The sequence below is a fragment of the Pedobacter ginsengisoli genome (genome assembly GCF_002736205.1).
GTDB classification, from domain to species: domain Bacteria; phylum Bacteroidota; class Bacteroidia; order Sphingobacteriales; family Sphingobacteriaceae; genus Pedobacter; species Pedobacter ginsengisoli_A.
This window is the reverse complement of the sequence record NZ_CP024091.1, coordinates 4,058,426-4,076,478: the sequence shown is the minus strand read 5'-3', so window position 1 is coordinate 4,076,478 and position 18,053 is coordinate 4,058,426. Positions and strand designations below refer to the sequence as shown.

15 protein-coding genes are annotated in these 18,053 nt (G+C 37.1%); 12 read left to right on the top strand and 3 right to left on the bottom strand.

The features are described 5' to 3' along the window. The first annotated feature begins 45 nt into the window (after positions 1–45). From CPT03_RS16730 to CPT03_RS16675, 12 genes are all read left to right on the top strand, one after another. Positions 46–1,125: a polysialyltransferase family glycosyltransferase gene (locus CPT03_RS16730; protein ID WP_099439904.1), complete on the top strand. Its 1,080-nt coding sequence runs from the start codon at positions 46–48 to the stop codon at positions 1,123–1,125. Continuing rightward, entirely contained in the window at positions 1,115–2,098 is a 984-nt protein-coding gene (locus tag CPT03_RS16725; RefSeq protein ID WP_099439903.1) for a hypothetical protein, read from the top strand. Before CPT03_RS16730 ends, CPT03_RS16725 begins: the two co-directional genes overlap by 11 nt. 3 nt (positions 2,099–2,101) lie before the next feature. Continuing rightward, positions 2,102–3,310: an O-antigen polymerase gene (locus CPT03_RS16720; RefSeq protein ID WP_099439902.1), complete on the top strand. Its 1,209-nt coding sequence runs from the start codon at positions 2,102–2,104 to the stop codon at positions 3,308–3,310. An 84-nt stretch (positions 3,311–3,394) separates the two neighbouring features. Next, positions 3,395–4,003, top strand: coding sequence for an acyltransferase (locus CPT03_RS16715; protein ID WP_157766479.1), 609 nt, complete (start codon positions 3,395–3,397; stop codon positions 4,001–4,003). Between the two features lie 35 nt (positions 4,004–4,038). Next, positions 4,039–4,848 (top strand): glycosyltransferase family 2 protein, encoded by an 810-nt coding sequence (locus CPT03_RS16710; protein ID WP_099439900.1) that lies wholly within the window; start codon positions 4,039–4,041, stop codon positions 4,846–4,848. Then, a complete protein-coding gene (locus CPT03_RS16705; RefSeq protein ID WP_099439899.1) occupies positions 4,845–5,417 on the top strand; it encodes an acyltransferase in 573 nt (190 codons plus the stop codon). The genes CPT03_RS16710 and CPT03_RS16705 overlap by 4 nt, the downstream gene beginning before the upstream one ends. 14 nt (positions 5,418–5,431) lie before the next feature. After that, positions 5,432–6,568 (top strand): NAD-dependent epimerase/dehydratase family protein, encoded by a 1,137-nt coding sequence (locus CPT03_RS16700; RefSeq protein WP_099439898.1) that lies wholly within the window; start codon positions 5,432–5,434, stop codon positions 6,566–6,568. After that, positions 6,568–7,560, top strand: coding sequence for a lipopolysaccharide biosynthesis protein (locus CPT03_RS16695; RefSeq protein ID WP_157766478.1), 993 nt, complete (start codon positions 6,568–6,570; stop codon positions 7,558–7,560). Before CPT03_RS16700 ends, CPT03_RS16695 begins: the two co-directional genes overlap by 1 nt. Positions 7,561–7,681: 121 nt before the next feature. After that, entirely contained in the window at positions 7,682–8,830 is a 1,149-nt protein-coding gene (locus tag CPT03_RS16690; RefSeq protein ID WP_099439896.1) for an MraY family glycosyltransferase, read from the top strand. A 121-nt stretch (positions 8,831–8,951) separates the two neighbouring features. Further along, complete coding sequence (locus CPT03_RS16685) at positions 8,952–9,590, top strand: hypothetical protein (protein ID WP_157766477.1); 639 nt, start codon at positions 8,952–8,954, stop codon at positions 9,588–9,590. Continuing rightward, on the top strand, positions 9,587–11,260 hold the full coding sequence (locus CPT03_RS16680) for a capsule assembly Wzi family protein (protein WP_099439894.1): 1,674 nt from the start codon (positions 9,587–9,589) through the stop codon (positions 11,258–11,260). Before CPT03_RS16685 ends, CPT03_RS16680 begins: the two co-directional genes overlap by 4 nt. An 11-nt stretch (positions 11,261–11,271) precedes the next feature. Next, positions 11,272–12,963 carry a capsule assembly Wzi family protein gene (locus tag CPT03_RS16675; RefSeq protein ID WP_099439893.1) on the top strand — a complete coding sequence of 564 codons (1,692 nt, stop codon included), beginning with the start codon at positions 11,272–11,274 and terminating at the stop codon, positions 12,961–12,963. Here the strand turns inward: CPT03_RS16675 and CPT03_RS16670 are convergent, their stop codons facing one another. From CPT03_RS16670 to CPT03_RS16660, 3 genes are read right to left on the bottom strand one after another with little or no spacing between them, the layout of a single operon-like run. Beyond that, positions 12,964–14,007, bottom strand: coding sequence for a hypothetical protein (locus tag CPT03_RS16670; RefSeq protein ID WP_099439892.1), 1,044 nt, complete (start codon positions 14,005–14,007; stop codon positions 12,964–12,966). Position 14,008: 1 nt separating this feature from the next. Beyond that, entirely contained in the window at positions 14,009–16,345 is a 2,337-nt protein-coding gene (locus CPT03_RS16665; protein ID WP_099439891.1) for an SLBB domain-containing protein, read from the bottom strand. Between the two features lie 40 nt (positions 16,346–16,385). Then, complete coding sequence (locus tag CPT03_RS16660) at positions 16,386–18,047, bottom strand: capsule assembly Wzi family protein (protein ID WP_099439890.1); 1,662 nt, start codon at positions 18,045–18,047, stop codon at positions 16,386–16,388. Positions 18,048–18,053 lie beyond the last annotated feature (6 nt).

Genomic DNA, 18,053 nt, shown 5'->3' with positions numbered 1-18,053 from the left:
AGGATCAAAGTATTTACATTTAGCTTTCTTTATATATAACATATTGTGAAAAATATTTTTTTAGTCCATTCTCCAATTACGTTTTTAGTATCAAAGGCGGTTATCACTCATCTTGGCATTCCAGACAAGGATGTTCTGATAATCACTAATGCCTTTACAAACAAAGATCATAATTTTAAAATGGTTGATATCAGCTCATTTTACAATAGTAACAGTAAAATAGGGACTATTATTAATAGCTTTAAATTTTTCAATAGAAATAAGTTAATTGATTCAATAATAAGAGATTTCGTGGGATCAGAGAAATTTACTGCATATGTTCCGGTATTAAACTACCTTGAGAAAGTTGTAGTCACCCATGAGAAATGTATAAATTTCAATTTTATAGAAGAGGGATTAGTTCATTATTTCCCTGAAGAAACAATCGATAGCCACACTGTAGCATATGCCAGAGATTCATGGCGTACTTCGAGTTTCGATTTGAAACGAATGATCCCCGCTATTCTATCATTGTTAAGAGGGTATAGCCCCCGATTACAATCATTGCCCTTTTCATACTCATGTTATGCGAATTTTAAACAAGTCAATTTTTTCGGGATTACAGAAGAGGTTTTTCCGCTGATAAACCAATCAAAAAAGCATACAGTAAAAATTTCCGATGACAGAACTTTGCAATCAAATGGTTATAATTTCAATAATTCAATAGTTTATATTGGGGACTGCTGTGTTGATTTTTATTATTATAGCTGTGAATTATATTTACGTGGAATTGAACAAGGTGTTATTAAATACTTAATAAAAAATAACATAAAACAAATTTTTATAAAATTTCATCGTTTAGAAAGTGAATTCGTTAGGCAGGCGCAGAGAGATTTATATACTAAGTTTAATATTCAGATTCAGGAAATCTCCAACCCCACAATAATGGAACTTGAATTAAATAAATCAATCAATTCTATTTTATTTGGCACCTATTCAAGCTTACTCTATTATGCAAGCATAATGGGCCACAAGGCCTATTCAATTTATGATCTTTTAGAAGATAAGGACAAGTATAAAGGAATGATTGGCCGTAATATGGATTTCTATTGGGAAAAAGTTACTTTATTAAAGAATGATGAATAATATGGGACACGGCCTGAGGGGAAAGCGGATTCTATTTGTAGGGCCGGTATTCCATGATTACCATCTGATAATTATAAATAAGTTGAAGGAAATGGGGGCTGAGGTGTCCTTTTTCCCAGAACGTAGCTATAAAATGGGCTTTAAACTAATTAATAATTTATTGCCTCAGCAGTTAGGGACTTATCAGAAAATACACTACAGGAAAGCGAATCTTTCAAGTAATTATGATTATTTATTTGTAATCCGAGGCTTTATGATGCCTGCTGAATTTGTAAATAAATTTAAAGAACTAAATCCCTTAGCTAAATTAATTATGTATCAGTGGGACTCTGAGATAGCTAACCCTTTTTCTCACTTACTTGAACTGTTCGACTTCACTTACTCCTTCGATTTTGAAGATTGTAAAACTTTTCCTGGATTGAAGTACTTACCTTTATTTTACTCAGATGATGTAACTAATTATGCAAAGAATAAAACCAATGCTGAATTCGACTTTTTTTTTATGGGATTCTTTTTCCCTGAAAGATATAAAGCACTTCTTAGATTCCGCGATTTTGCTACGGCCAATAATTACAAGCTAAAGGGTTTTCTGTATATGCCTTTAACTTCTTACATTAAAGAAATATTAAAGGGCGCTAAAATAGACAGGACTGTCGTATCTTTAAAACCTATGAGGAGAAATGATTATTTAGCATTTCTTGGAAATACAAAAGTCATGGTGGATGTAAGTAATCCTAATCAGACTGGTTTGGCAATGAGAGTAATAGAATCATTGGCAACAAACACAAAGGTGCTCACTAATAATTTTAGGCTCATGGAGGATTCAAAAATTTACGACCAGACATCTATTGCTTTTTTTGATGATAACGCTCCCATCGTGGATAGTAGCTTTCTAAAGGTCGATCAGGAAGATTTAAGAAATCGTGTTTTATCTATAAAGCACTGGCTGGAATTAATTTTTATGAAGGGTTGATCTATGAATACTAAATGGCTGACTAATCCTTTCTTTATTTATTCATTAGGGTTCTTACTAGTATTTTTGGTATACACCCTGCGTTGGTCTGACAAATATCCAGCCCTTTCAGCAAATCTTATTTTGTTTCTTTTTACAACATTTTTAATTTCATTTTTTCTTGCCTTCATTCTCGAAAAATTTAAAAGGAATGAATTTGAGAAAATTGATCCTGATAAAAATAGAATGTTTATTGTGTTTAGTATATATGCAGGATATTTCTTAGAATTTGTATATTCAGGTGGTATCCCAATTATTCTAACAATAATAAATCCAGCCTACAGCTATAAGGATTTTACAGGAATTCCTACTTTCCATGTTATATTAGGGACATATGGTATTTTTTACAGCATTTATTTATTCCACCAATACATCTGCTCAGAAGAAAAAAAGAAAGCGTTTATTTTATATTTAGTTTCTGTGATACCCAATATTTTGGTAATAAATCGAGGGGCTGTTGTGATTATCTTAATCGCAAGCCTTTTCATTTATTTAATGGAAATCGGTAAAGTGGGAATTAAGAAGGTGTTGACTATTGTACTATCACTATTTCTGCTGATATATTTTTTTGGAATTATAGGAAATATAAGGTATAAGGCAAGTAAAGAAGATAAAGCCTATATTTTGAGGATAGGGGGGGCATCAGAAGAATTTATAAGGAGTAATATTCCACCCGAATACTATTGGGGTTACCTATATATCGCCACGCCGATTGGCAATATGCAAAATATAGTTAATCAGAGAAATGAGCAATTTAATCCTGGAAACATTCCTTATTTTGTAGGTACTGAATTATTGCCCGATTTTATATCAAAAAGGGTAGTCTCATTATTCTCCTTAGACAAGAATAGAGGGGCAGATCGTGCCGAGGATTTTTATGTCATTAGAATATTGAACGCCCCAACCGTTTATTTTAGATCTTATTATCTGCTGGGTTGGTTTGGAGTATGGTCTATGTATATTTATTCTGCATTAATTATGCTCTTTTATTCTTTTGCGATTAGCAAAAGTTCGAAATATTATATAACAGGGTGGGCTTGTTTGGCAACCATCATATTATTGAATATATTTAGTAATATGTGGGCTACTGCAGGGACAATATTATTTTGGCCGATATTAGCAACGCTGATATCAAAAATAAAATTCAGAGATTTGTTAAAGAGAGCAAAATAGATTTATGAAATGAGAGGTAAATGTTTAAGATTTTTTGGAGAAAAGTAGATGAATAATTTAGTCTTGCTTTTCAATCGATGCCGTATGTCTCAAAGCAATTTTTTTATAGTACTATTCAGAGCTTTATTTGTTAAAATACTTTATAATAGATTTTTTATACTTCATCCAAGAGTTAAGATTAAGGGTATAAAGAATATTGAGACTGCCTATAGATTGAATGTTGGTGTAATGGATGTTGGGTTTAGCCACAGATCGGATAAAACGTATCTTAATATAAGGGGCAAGCTAGTTTTAAATGGTGATTACTATATTGGAAGAGGTAGTCGATTAGATATTGGAGTAAATGCAGTTGTGAAAATTGGAAAGGGAGGCTTCATTAATGTGAACAATACCCTTATCATTACCAGGAAATTGGAAATTGGAGATAATTGTATAATTTCCTGGAATTGCCAATTTTTAGATGATGATTTTCATGAGGTCCAATACAAGGGAAAGAAGAAAACAGAGAATGGAATTATAATTGGAGATAATGTCTGGATTGGTTGTGGTGTTTCTATTTACAAGGGCACAGTTATTCCTAGTGGCTGTGTTATTGCATCAAATTCAGTTGTAAGAGGTGTTTTTGCTACTCCAAATTCGATTATTGCTGGGAATCCGGCTAAGGTCATTATGAACGAGGTAACCTGGAGTTAAGATTTTCAATGTTGAATAAAGAATTTAAATAAGTTATGTTGCTTAACAACAACCAAACGGTTTCTGTAATAATACCAATGTATAATGCAGCTGATACAATCGAAGAAACGCTACATTCTGTAGTAAATCAAACAAATAAGGCATCTGAAATCATTGTTGTTGATGATGGCAGCATAGATAATTCATTGGGGATTGTAAGGGATTTTGCTGCAAGGCATTCAGATCAAAATATCAAGGTGATTGAGAAAACAAATGGAGGTGTGTCATCTGCCAGAAATGCGGGTATGCAAATTGCAAAAAGTAGCTTCTTTGCTTTGCTCGATTCAGATGATGTTTGGTTGCCTAATAAATTAGAAAGACAAATGAAGGTATTACTAGACAATCCATTAATTGATTTTCTTGGATCTAGTAGGAATAATGAAGTATTGAAAATATTTTTCAAGAAGATTGAAGTATTACATAAGGCCTCTATAAAAGAATTATTGATTAAGATGTATCCTCAAACTTCAACTGCCATTTTTAAGAGAGCACTTTATGAAAAATTTGGGGGATATAATGAAGCGATGACCCATGCGGAGGATGGGAATCTTTGGATACGGTATTGTGCTAACTCTAATTTCTACTATCTACCAGAATCATTGGTTATTACGGGTGGGGGGAAGCCAAGTTTTGGGCACAGTGGGTTATCCGCCAACTTAATTGAGATGCAAAAAGGTAACGAGTTTACTTTAAAAGAGGCAAAAAAAGCTAAACTAATTAGTCTTCCTGTTTTCAGTGTTTTGTACATATTTGCAAAACTAAAATATGTAAGAAGGCTGTTGATAATATTAACCAGAACAAAATGATTTATAAGCTGTATTGGGGATTTATTTCTATTTGTTATGCTCCGTTCTTTAAAAAGTTCTCATTCCCATCTTACATTGGTTTGCCTCTTTTTACATTAGGACTTAAAAGAGTTATTGTAAATAAAAGGGTTAGGATATTTCCCGGATTAAGGATTGAGACACATGGCGAGGGGACAGTGACATTTGAACAGGGGGTTTCGATCGGGCAGAATTTTCATATAACTTCTGCGGGAAATCTCATAATTGGGAGCAATACTACAATTTCTGGAAATGTATTTGTTACAAACATTGATCATGATTATCAAGAAATCGGGACACATATTCTTGATCAAAAAATGATAGTAAATGATACTAAAATAGGCAGCAATTGCTTTATAGGATACGGTGTAGCAATTCAGGCCGGAACCGTACTCGGTAAACAATGTGTGGTGGGTGCAAGTTCAGTTGTAAGAGGATATTTTCCGGACTATTCAGTAATTGTGGGCGCTCCTGCAAAGGTTGTCAAAAGATATAATTTAAATACCATGAAATGGGAAAGAACCGCCCCGGACGGCTCATTTCTTATTTAAGAGAGGAATAAAACATGAATAGAATATTAATAACAGGTGGAGCAGGATTTATAGGTTCTAAATTGGCTTTGAAACTGATGGGTAAAGGATATGAAGTTACTGTCCTTGATAATTTATCCCGGCAAATCCATGGAGATAATCCCGCTGAAACTTCTCCGCTTTACAGGAGTATAAAAGATAAGGTTAACTTTGTTCAGGGGTCAGTGACTTCAAAAAATGACTGGCAACGAGCCTTGAACGGGCAGGATGTTGTGGTTCATTTTGCTGCAGAAACAGGAACCGGTCAGTCGATGTATGAAATTCAGAAATATGTTGACGTCAATATTAACGGGACGGCAATTTTGCTTGATATTTTGGCAAATCAGGAAAATCAAGTAAAAAAGGTGATCATTGCCTCTTCACGCTCAATTTATGGTGAGGGGAAATATAATAGTGATGAACATGGAATTGTCTATCCTAAGCATCGTGTTGCACGATATATGGATAATGGTGATTTTGATGTTAAATATGGCGATAGTGGAGAGCAGTTAATAGTAATGGCCACAGACGAAGAATCGAAAATTCATCCATCATCAGTATATGGCATAACAAAACAAAATCAGGAACAAATGATTATGACTGTTTGTCCAACACTTGGAATAGCACCTGTGGCATTCAGATATCAGAATGTTTACGGACCTGGCCAATCCTTAAAAAATCCATATACTGGCATACTCTCAATATTCTCAACCCAGATAAAAAACGGTAACGGAATAAATATCTTTGAAGATGGAAAGGAAACACGAGATTTTGTTTTTATTGATGATATAGTTGATGCAACTATTTTGGGTATAGAGAGTTCTGAAGCAGATGGAGAGGTTTTTAACGTAGGGTCAGGTGTTGCCGTTGATGTGGTGACTGTGGCAAAAGAACTGCTGAAAAATTATGAAGTCGAAGTTCCTATCACTATAACTGGAAATTATCGCTTAGGCGATATCCGTCACAACTATGCTGACCTAACTAAAATTAAGTCAAAACTGGGTTTTGAACCAAAATTCACATTTAGTGAAGGATTGAGGTTATTTACTGATTGGGTAAATTTGCAGGAAGTAGAGTCAGATAATTCTGCTGAATCTATAAATGAGATGAAAACCAGGGGTTTATATAAATGATGGCCGGTCTTGCAGATAAAAAAGTATTATTGTTTGCTCCAAATTTCTTTGGTTATGAGTTGGAAATATCTAATAAGCTTAAGAAGATGGGTGCGGAAGTCGATTACTTTGATGAAAGGCCGAAGAATAATTTTGTTACAAAAGCAAGTATCAGAATAAATAAGAATCTGCTTAGGAGGAAAATTCTTTCTTATTATGGGACTATATTTAAGAAAACTGAAAGAAAACGGTATGACTATGTTTTTGTGATTAATATTGAAGCGATGCTTCCCTCACTTTTAAAAACATTGAAACAGCAACAATCTTCAGCAATCTTTGTTTTATATATGTGGGATTCTCTTCAGAATAAGAAATATACTTTAGACTATTTGCCATTTTTTGATCGTATATATTCATTCGATAAAACTGATGCTGACGCCATTCCAGGAGTTAATTTCAGACCCCTTTTTTATATAGATTCATATGCTGAGATAAAAACCAATATTCCAATCAAAAATGCCCTTTGCTTTATTGGGACAGTGCATAGCGATAGATACCAACTCATATCTGAGATCAGAAAACAATTGGCACAATTATCATTGAACACTTATTTTTTTATGTTTTTTTCTAGCCCCATTCTCTTTTTTTATAAAAAGATGGTGGATATAAAGTTCTACAATGCCAGGTTTAAGGAATTTAGTTTTCGGTCTTTTTCTCAACATAAAACAATCCAGTGCATCGGTGAGTCATTCGCGGTTTTAGATATTCAGCATCCATCTCAAACTGGATTAACGATCAGGACAATAGAAGCTTTGGGAGCCAATAAAAAGTTGATTACAACAAATGTTCACATAAAAGAATATGATTTTTATAATCCTCACAACATATGTGTCGTAAACAGGGATCGTCCGGTGATCCCTAAATCTTTTTTCGAAACTCAGTATTGTCCCCCAGAGCATGCATTGAAATGTAAATATTCATTAGAGGGTTGGTTAACTGAATTGTTTGCTTAAAAAATGATTTAAATAAGGCTTATAACTTGTCTTAAGTAAAATAAAGGATATATAATCGCTTTTCTGATTAAAAAGATTAACTTTGGCATTAATCTAGTTCTCGGCTCTCAAACAAACCATTATGCCTATGCTTTTTACGCTGATCTATTTAACCAGCTTACTAATAGTAGCCTTTGCTATTCCGCCTATTATTACTGTATCTCTTAGAAAGCGGTTATTTGATGATCCAAATGAGTCTCGTAAGATCCATAAACGCATTATTCCAAATTTTGGTGGTGTAGCAATTTTTACAGGATTTCTTTTTTCCTGCTCTATATTTATTCCATCTCAGGTGCTTCCTGAAGCAAATGTTTTGATGGCCGGTGGTCTCGTGCTTTTTATGATTGGTTTAAAGGATGATATTATAGGTTTAGGCCCGGGTATCAAATTTGTTGCACAATTCTTAAGTGCTTGTATAGTAGCTATAGTAGCCAACATAAGAATTAGTGATTTGCATGGTGTTTTTGGGGTTTATGATATTCCTTATTATGCAAGTATAACCTTAACCGTTTTTTTTATTGTGGGCATTGTTAATGCCTTTAATCTGATAGATGGTATTGATGGATTAGCCGGTTCTATAGGACTAGTTTTGAGCATGATATTTGGTGTCCTTTTTTATAAGTCCGGAGACCTTGGTTGGGCATACCTGGCCACCAGTTTGGCAGGTGCACTATTGGGCTTCCTGTTCTTCAATGTTACCCCAGCCAGGATCTTTATGGGTGATTCAGGCTCACTTCTTCTGGGCTTTATTGCAGCAGTCTTGAGTATTAAATTTATAAATGTCAGCCTTTCAGAGAATGTAATGACAGGCCCCTTTCAAATTACCTCAGGGATAGGACTGGTTTCTGCAATTTTGATCATACCGGTTTTTGATACCTTACGTGTTTTTACTCTAAGAATTCTGCGTGGCACATCCCCATTTACTGCAGATAGCAACCACATTCATCATCGCTTGCTTTCTCTGGGTTTAAGCCATGTGCAGGCTACATTAGTACTTTCTTCTGTAAATGTTGTTTTTATTATTGCGGCGCTTTCACTACAAAATATGGGTGATGCGGAATTAGTCAGTTTTACAATGCTCTTAATGCTAACCTTGAATGGTATTCTAAGCTTATTTATAAATAGGTTCAAAAAAACCGCATCATTGGCTGGCTCCGTGAAACGTACTAAGCCGGCTAGATCTGAAAAGAGTTTTGCAGAGCGTGTTTTGGAGAAAATCTCAGAAAATTAAAATCCTTCCTTATTAAACGCTAAGTTTGCCGCAGCTAATCAGCTGTTTTTGTTTTTTAAAAACGGCACTATAGTTGTGTGTGGCATTTGATTGATATTTTATGCAAATAAAAAAGTGATTGATGAATAAAAATATACTAATTGTACTTTGCCTCATTTTGTTTTCCTCCTGCACTAAAGATGTTACCAGTCGGGTGAATGTTTATAGCAATGATTTTGAACAAGGTGACCTTAAAGGCATCACTGGTGGAATTTTAACAACCTACAATAATTCTAAAGTTCTGGGCCAATATAATAATGGTGGTTTTGAACTTTCACTTACTGATCTGCCTAAGCATGATCTGGTAGAAGTTACTTTTGACCTCTACATTCATGACAGCTGGGATGGGAATCAAAATAATGACAATATAGACGGACCGGATATCTGGAAACTAATTTTAGATGGCAAGGAATACATTAATACCACATTTTCAAATAATACCTGTGGAGTTGGAATGAATTGTTCTCCACAATCTTATCCTAATGATTATCCAAATTTTAATAACAATCCTAAAACAGGGGCTTTCAAAATAAATTTACCAACAGTATGTCATACTGTTGGTAAAACGACTTTGTACAGAATAAAGAAGCGCATCTCACATTCAAAATCAAGCATCCTGATAAAGTGTATGGATAAACTGGTACAGACCAATACGAATGATCCACTTTGTGACGAGAGTTGGTCTATTGATAATATTAATGTTAAAGCGATTGGCTTATGAGGTGGCTAAATTATCTTGTATTACCCTCATTAATGTTAAGCACTATTTTGCTTAATGCTCAAACTTTACCGGTAGGTACAAAGGCGCTTGAAGATTATTACCGTAGAGAACAGTTGAAAGGAGATCTGGATTCTTCGGTTTCCTTTACAGTGAGGCCATTGGTGCCATATTCAGCTTTTAAGGTAAAGGATGGAGCCTATCCAGATTCTACCGAGATAAGGTATAACCTACTCGAGACAGATAGCGAATGGATAGAAGGCAAATTTCGAGCGAAGCTTTTACCTTTTAGTTTTCAAACCCAGTTTAATACACATCACCCATATGGATGGAATGATGGTGCCATGATTCCGGCAAAAGGACTCCAGATGTTGTTAAGTCCTGGCATATACGCAGAGTACGGTCCATTAAGTATTCAATTTCAGCCAGAAATCGTAGTAGCGGGAAATCCGAAGTTTGTTACTTTAAATGAAGATCATTATGATATTATTTTTGCCCGTTACTATGATTTTTATAACAAAATAGATCTTCCGGCAAGATTTGGGAATAAAGAATATTCTAAGGCCTACTGGGGGCAAAGCAGCATCAGGCTAAATTATAAAGGGATGTCTGTAGGTGTATCAACCGAGAATCTTTGGTGGGGGCCTGGAATGAGAAATTCTCTTTTGATGAGTAATTCAGCACCAGGGTTTAAGCACCTTACTTTAAATACAACCAAACCAATCAAAACTTCTATCGGATCATTTGAAGGACAATTGATCGCAGGCCGATTAGAAGGTTCTGGATTTGGGCCTTTGGAGCCGGATAAGATTTATATGGGGTCGAATCTCTATATACCCAAGCCAAAAGACTGGCGTTATTTATCCGGAGTAGTTTTAACCTGGCAGCCTAAATGGGTTCCCGGATTATTTTTAGGCCTGACAAAAAGTTCGCAAACCTATAGTAAAGATTTGAAGGGCTTCTCTGATTATTTGCCACTTTTCTCTTCCAACAAGGTTGTCACTGCCGATGAACCAATTAATAAACGTGATGAGAGAGGGTCAATATTCCTAAGGTGGTTGTGGCCGGAAGAAAAAGCCGAAATGTATTTTGAATATGGGCATAACAACTATTCTGGTGATTTTCTTTTAGATCCGGCCACTGCAAGAGCATATATTTTTGGGGTTAGGAAATTGCTGCCATTTAACCGTTCCCGTAATGAAAATATTTTATTAGGGGTCGAGGTCACACAAATGGGTGACCCTTCTTTGAAGAATGTGTTGAAGGCTTCAGGATGGTACAATAGTTCCGGCATTCCTCATGGTTATACGAACAGGGGAGAAGTTTTAGGTGCTGGCATTGGTCCTGGTGGCAACATGCAGTCTATTGAGGTGAGCTGGATCAGTAGCTTAAAGCGCCTGGGACTACAGCTGGAACGTTATGTGCACAATACTGATTTTTATTATTATGCCTATATCGATTCTAAAGACTTTAGACGAAACTGGACTGATTTTAGTCTCGCAGCCAACGGAGAATGGAATTATAAGAATTTCATCTTTAATGCAAAACTTCAGGCCATACAGTCTTTAAATTACCAATGGTACCTCATTCAGAAGCCAGGGGAAAAATACATGGTTCCGGGGAAAGATGCATTTAATTTACAATTACAAGCGGGTTTAACTTATAGATTTTAAGGGCAAGACAGATGAAGAAGTTATTTTTTTTAATTCCCGGATTTATTATTTTCAGTGGACTGTTGAGCATTGTCTCTGCCCAAACTATACCTGTGGGTACGCAAATATTGGAAGATTATTACAGAAGAATGCAAATGATAGGGAAGTTAGATTCCGGCATTTCATTTAGTGTTCGTCCCTTATCTGCAGAAGGGCTAAAGGTAAGCAATGTATTTGATCCTAATAGTACCCTGGCCGAAGAAAGCTGGTTGAATTTTAGTAAACCCTTTACCTTTGCCAATGGGAAGGGTAAATTTCAGATCCTGCCTGTTAGCTGGCAGCAGCAAATTAACTCGCAAAGACCTTATGGATGGAGTGATGGTGCGATGATTCCGGCTAAGGGATATCAGACCTTGGTTTCCGGAGGTTTTTTTGTAAAATTTGGTCCATTGAGTATCCAACTTAGGCCGGAATATGTTCATGCTATAAATACTGATTTTGATGGCTTTGCAAAAGGTAAATCTGATGCCGAGATTCAGAGGTATTATAATGCGTATAATACAATAGATGCACCTGAAAGATTTGGAACCGGGGCTTATAATAAACTGTTATTAGGGCAAAGCAGTATTCGTTTAACCTTTGGTCCTGCCTCTTTTGGATTTTCTAACGAGAATTTATGGTGGGGGCCTGGCGTGCGTAATTCTCTCATTATGGGTAATAGTGCACCGGGTTTCAGGCATCTTACTTTGAATACGGTTAAGCCTGTAAATATCTATATTGGTTCCTTGGAAGCTCAGGTAATAGGAGGCAGGTTAACTTCTTCGGGATATTCTCCTCTGTTGCAAACAACATTATCAACAGGGAAAAATGTATACAGGCCTAAGGATGGAAGCTGGAGATATTTAGCTGGGTTTAACCTGGCATATCAGCCTAAATGGGTTCCTGGCTTATTTCTTGGTTTTACCAGAACATTTGCCGCCTATGGTAAGGATGTTAATAGCTTTGGCGATTATTTTCCATTTTTTGTTCCATTTCAAAAGAATGCAGTTGCCACTTTTGATGATCCATTTGACCGGGATCAGAGAACCTCTTTATATGCCAGATGGGTTTTTACCAGGGCTAAGGCTGAAGTTTATTTTGAATATGGAAAAAACGACAACGCATACAACTTCAGGGAATTTTTAACCTCACCGGACCATTCAAGGGCTTATTTGTTTGGTATCAGAAAGCTGGTGCCTTTAAAAGGAAATGATAATGAGTTTATTCAGATTAATGGAGAGCTTACGCAATTATCGCAGCCTCTAATCCGTACAATTAAAGATGCAGGTAATTTTTATACCCATTCCAGAGTTCATGAGGGGTATACCCATCTTGGACAACGACTTGGTGCAGGAACAGATGGTAATTTACAGTCTCTGGATATTAATTGGGTTAATGGCTTAAAGAAACTCGGGTTTACCTTTGAACGTTATGAGCATAATATGGATTTTTATAATAATTCAATTGGAGATCTTAATGGGGTAAGCCGCAAATGGGTTGATTTTGCACTTGCTGCCCAGGGCGAGTGGAACTATAGGAATTTATTGTTCAATGCCAAATTCCAAGCCATTAAATCTTTAAATTCGCAGTGGTACATGAGAGGTTATACTCCCAATGCCTATTATATACCTTATAATGATAAGTATAATATCCATGGTGAATTTGGTGTTAGCTATCGTTTCTAGTTAATTGCAGTCTTTCTTAATCAGAGTTAAATAAACCCCAAATAAAACACCAGAAAGTAGCATTCCGATAAGGATGGTATAGGGATATTTTAGTTTATTTTTTTTAAGCGGAAGCTCAGGTTCATCAACAATTTGTACAGTTGGCGTTTCCTGAGCAAGCATTGTTTTACTCAATTCCAGGTTCTTAACAGTTTCTGTAAAAATAGTATTTAATATAATTTTATCTCTTTCTTTTAGTTCAGCAGTAGCATTGGGGGCTGAATAAGCTGGGTTTAGGTCTAAAAGACTCTGGTTAGCTGCCGAAGCAGCATAAGTTTTACGGTTTAAGATCATGCTTATACTATCAGCACGGTGTTGAAGCCTGCTCACATTATTCCTCAAACGCAGGGTTTTTGTACTGATAAAGAAATCCGCTGCCTGCGCCAGCATCCTTGCACCAAATAAATGCGCTAGTCTCTCGTCGCGCATAGTGGTATTTATCTCAAAAAAGCTTAATTTTTTGTCGGTTTTTGAAATCCCAAATTCATCCTTTAAAATAAGGATCGACATTTCATGTAACAAACTATCCTGTAACCGGCTATTGTTCTTGCCTCCAACGGGGAAAGTTAGTCGTTCACCTGATTTGAGGTATTTGCTCCATTTCTTATCCAGTTCATACACCTTGGTGTAACGATCTGCAATGGATTGTTTACCCGTCGAATCATAAGGGGTTAAAAGTGTCGCTTTAATCAATTTCCGGCTTTTTAAAAGCTCCTGTACGTTATCTCCGGCAAGTACGCCCCCCGCACCGGAAAGTCCGTCCAGATTAAAGCCCAGCTGACCGGCAAGTCCGGCCAAACCGGCACCGGCACCTCCGGCTTTAGAATCATCCACTACAAAAGTTAATCGTGCGGTATAATTGGCAGGTTTCATCCATGCCAGTAAAGCACCCAGTATACCACCGGCCAAAACAACAATAAATAATTGTTTCTTGAACTGAAACACATATTTCACATCGTTTATGCGTTCGCGGATTAAATTGCGTATAGAAAATTCCTGAGTCATTTTATTTTGCTAAAATTGCGATCAATCCTATTAATGCGGTAATTGCAGAAGTAATTCCACTTATTTCAGCAAAACCAAGCCTGAATTTATTGTTTGGATCTTTTGCCGGAACAACAATTTTACTTCCCGGCTTAACAGGAGGGTAGTTTCGGAAGAAGAGAAAATGTCCTACCGGTTTATTCAACCCATCAGGATATTGCACATATGCGCCTTTCAAACGGGCATTTTCTGTAGTCCCTGCCGCCGCATTGATATAATATTTAAAGCGCTTTCCTTTATAACTAATTAACTGCGGATTATTTACAGCTCCCGAAACTTCTACCAGAGAAATGGCCCTTGGTATGAAAATGCTGTCGCCGGGTAATAAGATCATTGTCCTTTTTACATTCGGATCATTGGTCTTATTGGTTAAATCCAGGTTCAGTCTAACACCTTTTCTGTATACCTGGGCATTTTCAAGCGCGCCATATGGGCTAAGTCCGCCTGCTCTTTGCAACAGGTCCAATGCGGTTTCATCTCTTCTCTGGACCGCATAGTCACCCGGGAACAATACCTCTCCCTTTACGCTAATGTTACCTAGCGCACGGTAATTTACCAGTCTTGGTACATAAATGTAATCCATAGGCTCCAGTTCCAGCTCCTGATCTGCCAGTGAGTTATTGTTTACGTCTATGGTAAAGGTTTTTACCAACTGGTTTGCTACACTGTCGGAAGTATTTTTAATGATTCTTGAAATTTCAACATGATGCTCTGCCGCTTCATCCTGAAAGCCACCGGCCATTGCAATAATATCTCCTAATTTCATTCCTTTTCGGTAAGTAAAACTAGCAGGTTTCTTTACAAAGCCATTAACGGTAACATTCTGCTGAGAAACAAAAACGGCCCGGTCGGGAATCGTAATTGAATCCTCTCTCATCAAGGGAATATCGTTTTTTCCATTAATAATATCTGTAGGAATAAAAGAGATCATTTCCCTTTCCAGGTTGGGAAGGGTTCTTTTAATATATCCTCTCTCCATATACGCTTCAACCTTTAAGCCCTGGGCTGTTTTTAGGAGCTCTGACAAGCTTAAACCTGCCGTTAACTCATAGACGCCCGGTCTGTTTACAGCGCCCTCCAGAACAACTCTATTGGTGTATCTATTGGTGATGGCCCCAATCTGGATCAGGTCGCCATTATGAGGGGTAAAGTTTCCGAACAAATTTGCAGGTACGTCCTTTACTTCTCTTTCCAGTTCATTAACCTGATCTACCTTGGCAATTCCACGGTACGCAATATCCGTAAAGCCTCCGGCGTACTTAATCAGGTCTTCCAGCTGCTCATTTTCTTTAAGTTCATAAATTGCCGGACGTTTAACTTCACCCTTTATACCAACCCTTTTTCTGTAAACAGGAATTCTGATCACATCCTGGTCTTCAAGCCTGATATTGCCATCCATCAGGCCATTTTGCAAAAAGCTATAGAAATCGATGGTTTTATAAACCTTATTGTTTCTCAGCAACTCAATGTAGCGCAGTGAGCCATTGGCATTTGGACCTCCGGAATTGTACAATGCATTAAATACAGTTGATAAAGAAGATAAAGTGTATGATCCCGGGGTTTTTACTTCACCCACCAATGTGATCTTAATACTTCTTGTATTGCCCAGATTTACCGCTACCTGGGTTTGTCCACCCCGTATGGCAGGATAGACTTTTGTCAGTTTAGTACGGATCAGATTTGTGGCCTGTTCTATGGTAAAGCCATTTAGGTATACTAGTCCTGCATATGGAATCTGCAGATTGCCTTCAGAAGATATTTTTGTACGGATGCTGCTTTCATTAAGACCCGTTACCAATACAATCAGCTCATCTCCCGGACCAAGCACATAGCTTTTAGGTGTAGCCAGGCTAAAGTTAGGTTCAAATTTAATCGAGGTCTGGTTAAAGAATTCCAATCCATAAATATTTAAAACCGGCTCTGGAGCAGGTTTTTCAACTACTATTGGCTTAGGTTTTACCAGGGTATTGGTCGTATCACGACTAAAGTCTATTTTTTCTTTTTCTGTATTTGCAGCTCCAACTGCCGCTTTTTTATTCAATCCAAGCAACGTTACACGGTCTTTAAATGCCTGCACCTCAGTTGCCGGCATGCCCTTCTGTAACATCATTTTGTAAGCTTCCTGTTCCGGAACCCCGCTTTCCTTTAATTTATTCCAGGCCTGGGTAATCTGATCGTCAGATAATTGGCTGACTTTCACATTCTGAATGTCACTCATTGAAATTGTTTGTGCCCGGCTGGTGGAATAGCCAATAACCAGTAAAATCAATAGGATGTAGTAACGGAATTTAATATTCATGAAGATGTTATGATAAACGACAAATATAAAGTATTAAGGCTTAAAAGCCATATGATACACCGAACTTAAACTCATTAGGAACTGCTGAGGTTTGTATATCAGGGCGGATCACACCATTTTGATGCATAAAGGCTGCTTTTACCTGCAATTTGTTTAACAGCTGATAGTTGGCTTCCAGTAAAAACTGCTGTTGATTTTCAACAGGTCCCTGGCTCAAAAATCCCGGCTGTGGTTCCGCAAAGTATTGATCTTCAAGGCTGCCATCCCTTCCTTTTCTTATGGTATTAAACTCAAATCTGGTGATCAGTCGTGGTATAGGGGTATAACTTAACCATGCTGTAAACCTATCTGCATTCTGGCCTATCCAATCGCCAAGAGCATAGCTCTGATTGGTATACGTCTGCGCCTGCATTACATTGTTGTAAACAAAAGGATTGATATGCGTGTATTCAGCTCCGATAGTCAGATAGGAGATCCCTGCTACATCAGTTAGCGATGCTCCTAAATTATAACCAAGCTGGTTTCTGCTTTTTGCTTTATTAAAAATTTCAGCTGTCCGTATTTCGTCAATAAACAGCGTTCCGTAAAGGTGCGTTTTGGGCAGATGGTTTCTTGAACTTACTGAAAAGAAAAACTGGCTGTTAGAGCCCGTAGTTAACTTATAACGGCTCTGGTATTGGTCGTACGCTTTAAAAAACATGATTGGAATAAGGTATCCTGCATCAAAATTGTCGCTATATACCATTGATTCTCCTACACTCAGGTCCAGGCCTTTAACCGGTAAAAAACTCAGCGTATGAGAAGCCATATATTTTTGTACATAGAGCTCACGTTCAGTGCCGTATACACCATTTCCTTTAGGATAGGATCTGGCCGAATCAATTACCGCAGAATTTAGCCATGCATGTGTATAATTGAAGCGCAGCCAGGCAAGGGGCTGATAATCCAATCTGATATTCGGATAGGCGGGAACTTTGTCAGATAAAACCATCCTTCCGCCCTGGCCATAGCCCCAAAGCAACTGGTCTTTCCCTATACTAAAAGATCCGTTCTTCCAGCTGTAGGTTAAATTTCCCCTAAAATCACTGTAATTAACAGTTTTTGCATTTGGGTTTATATTGGCAGTTCTGATAATTCCGGTTTCAGGTGTAAATATTCTGTTGCTGTCAATTCCTTTTCCGCGGTCTGTGATGTCCTGAAAATAAAACTGAAAGCTAATGTGCTTACCTGCATGTCCCCAAAAGGTTAGTCCTGTACCTACACGTGCAACACTTTTTCCCTTGCCCTGAAAAGTCTCAAATGTAAGTGCCGGATCTCCACGGAGAAGAAAGTCATCTTTAGTGACAGATAAGAAGCGCCACCTCCCGTATGGGTCGTTTTTGAAAAATGTGGTACTGTCATTAATAGCGGAATCAAATTCACTGAATTCCTGAAGGTAAAATGTCAGTTCCTTTTGTTCTGTAAGCGAAAGTTTATCCGTTGAATCCTTTAAGGTATGCAATAAGGAGGCGATTTGCTTCCTGCTAACAGGTTGAATGAGGTCATTAAATTCTATATTTCCTTTTTGGGCCTGTCGTGAAAGGTATTTGTAAACAGGGTTATTTGGGTTTTCAAATACAACCTGAGCGTTAGCCGTAATTCCGGCACCAAGCAGCAGGATCAGAATAATGACTTTGGTATACAGCGGTAAATTTAGTTTCATATATAG

What these genes read in the sequence shown, in the direction of transcription:
- CPT03_RS16665 (WP_099439891.1), bottom strand. Translation starts at nt 16,345, where the DNA reads ATGAATATTAAATTCCGTTACTACATCCTATTGATTTTACTGGTTATT.
- CPT03_RS16690 (WP_099439896.1), top strand. Translation starts at nt 7,682, where the DNA reads ATGCCTATGCTTTTTACGCTGATCTATTTAACCAGCTTACTAATAGTA.
- CPT03_RS16705 (WP_099439899.1), top strand. Translation starts at nt 4,845, where the DNA reads ATGATTTATAAGCTGTATTGGGGATTTATTTCTATTTGTTATGCTCCG.
- CPT03_RS16680 (WP_099439894.1), top strand. Translation starts at nt 9,587, where the DNA reads ATGAGGTGGCTAAATTATCTTGTATTACCCTCATTAATGTTAAGCACT.
- CPT03_RS16720 (WP_099439902.1), top strand. Translation starts at nt 2,102, where the DNA reads ATGAATACTAAATGGCTGACTAATCCTTTCTTTATTTATTCATTAGGG.
- CPT03_RS16700 (WP_099439898.1), top strand. Translation starts at nt 5,432, where the DNA reads ATGAATAGAATATTAATAACAGGTGGAGCAGGATTTATAGGTTCTAAA.
- CPT03_RS16725 (WP_099439903.1), top strand. Translation starts at nt 1,115, where the DNA reads ATGATGAATAATATGGGACACGGCCTGAGGGGAAAGCGGATTCTATTT.
- CPT03_RS16685 (WP_157766477.1), top strand. Translation starts at nt 8,952, where the DNA reads ATGAATAAAAATATACTAATTGTACTTTGCCTCATTTTGTTTTCCTCC.
- CPT03_RS16675 (WP_099439893.1), top strand. Translation starts at nt 11,272, where the DNA reads ATGAAGAAGTTATTTTTTTTAATTCCCGGATTTATTATTTTCAGTGGA.
- CPT03_RS16670 (WP_099439892.1), bottom strand. Translation starts at nt 14,007, where the DNA reads ATGACTCAGGAATTTTCTATACGCAATTTAATCCGCGAACGCATAAAC.
- CPT03_RS16715 (WP_157766479.1), top strand. Translation starts at nt 3,395, where the DNA reads ATGTCTCAAAGCAATTTTTTTATAGTACTATTCAGAGCTTTATTTGTT.
- CPT03_RS16660 (WP_099439890.1), bottom strand. Translation starts at nt 18,047, where the DNA reads ATGAAACTAAATTTACCGCTGTATACCAAAGTCATTATTCTGATCCTG.
- CPT03_RS16695 (WP_157766478.1), top strand. Translation starts at nt 6,568, where the DNA reads ATGGCCGGTCTTGCAGATAAAAAAGTATTATTGTTTGCTCCAAATTTC.
- CPT03_RS16710 (WP_099439900.1), top strand. Translation starts at nt 4,039, where the DNA reads ATGTTGCTTAACAACAACCAAACGGTTTCTGTAATAATACCAATGTAT.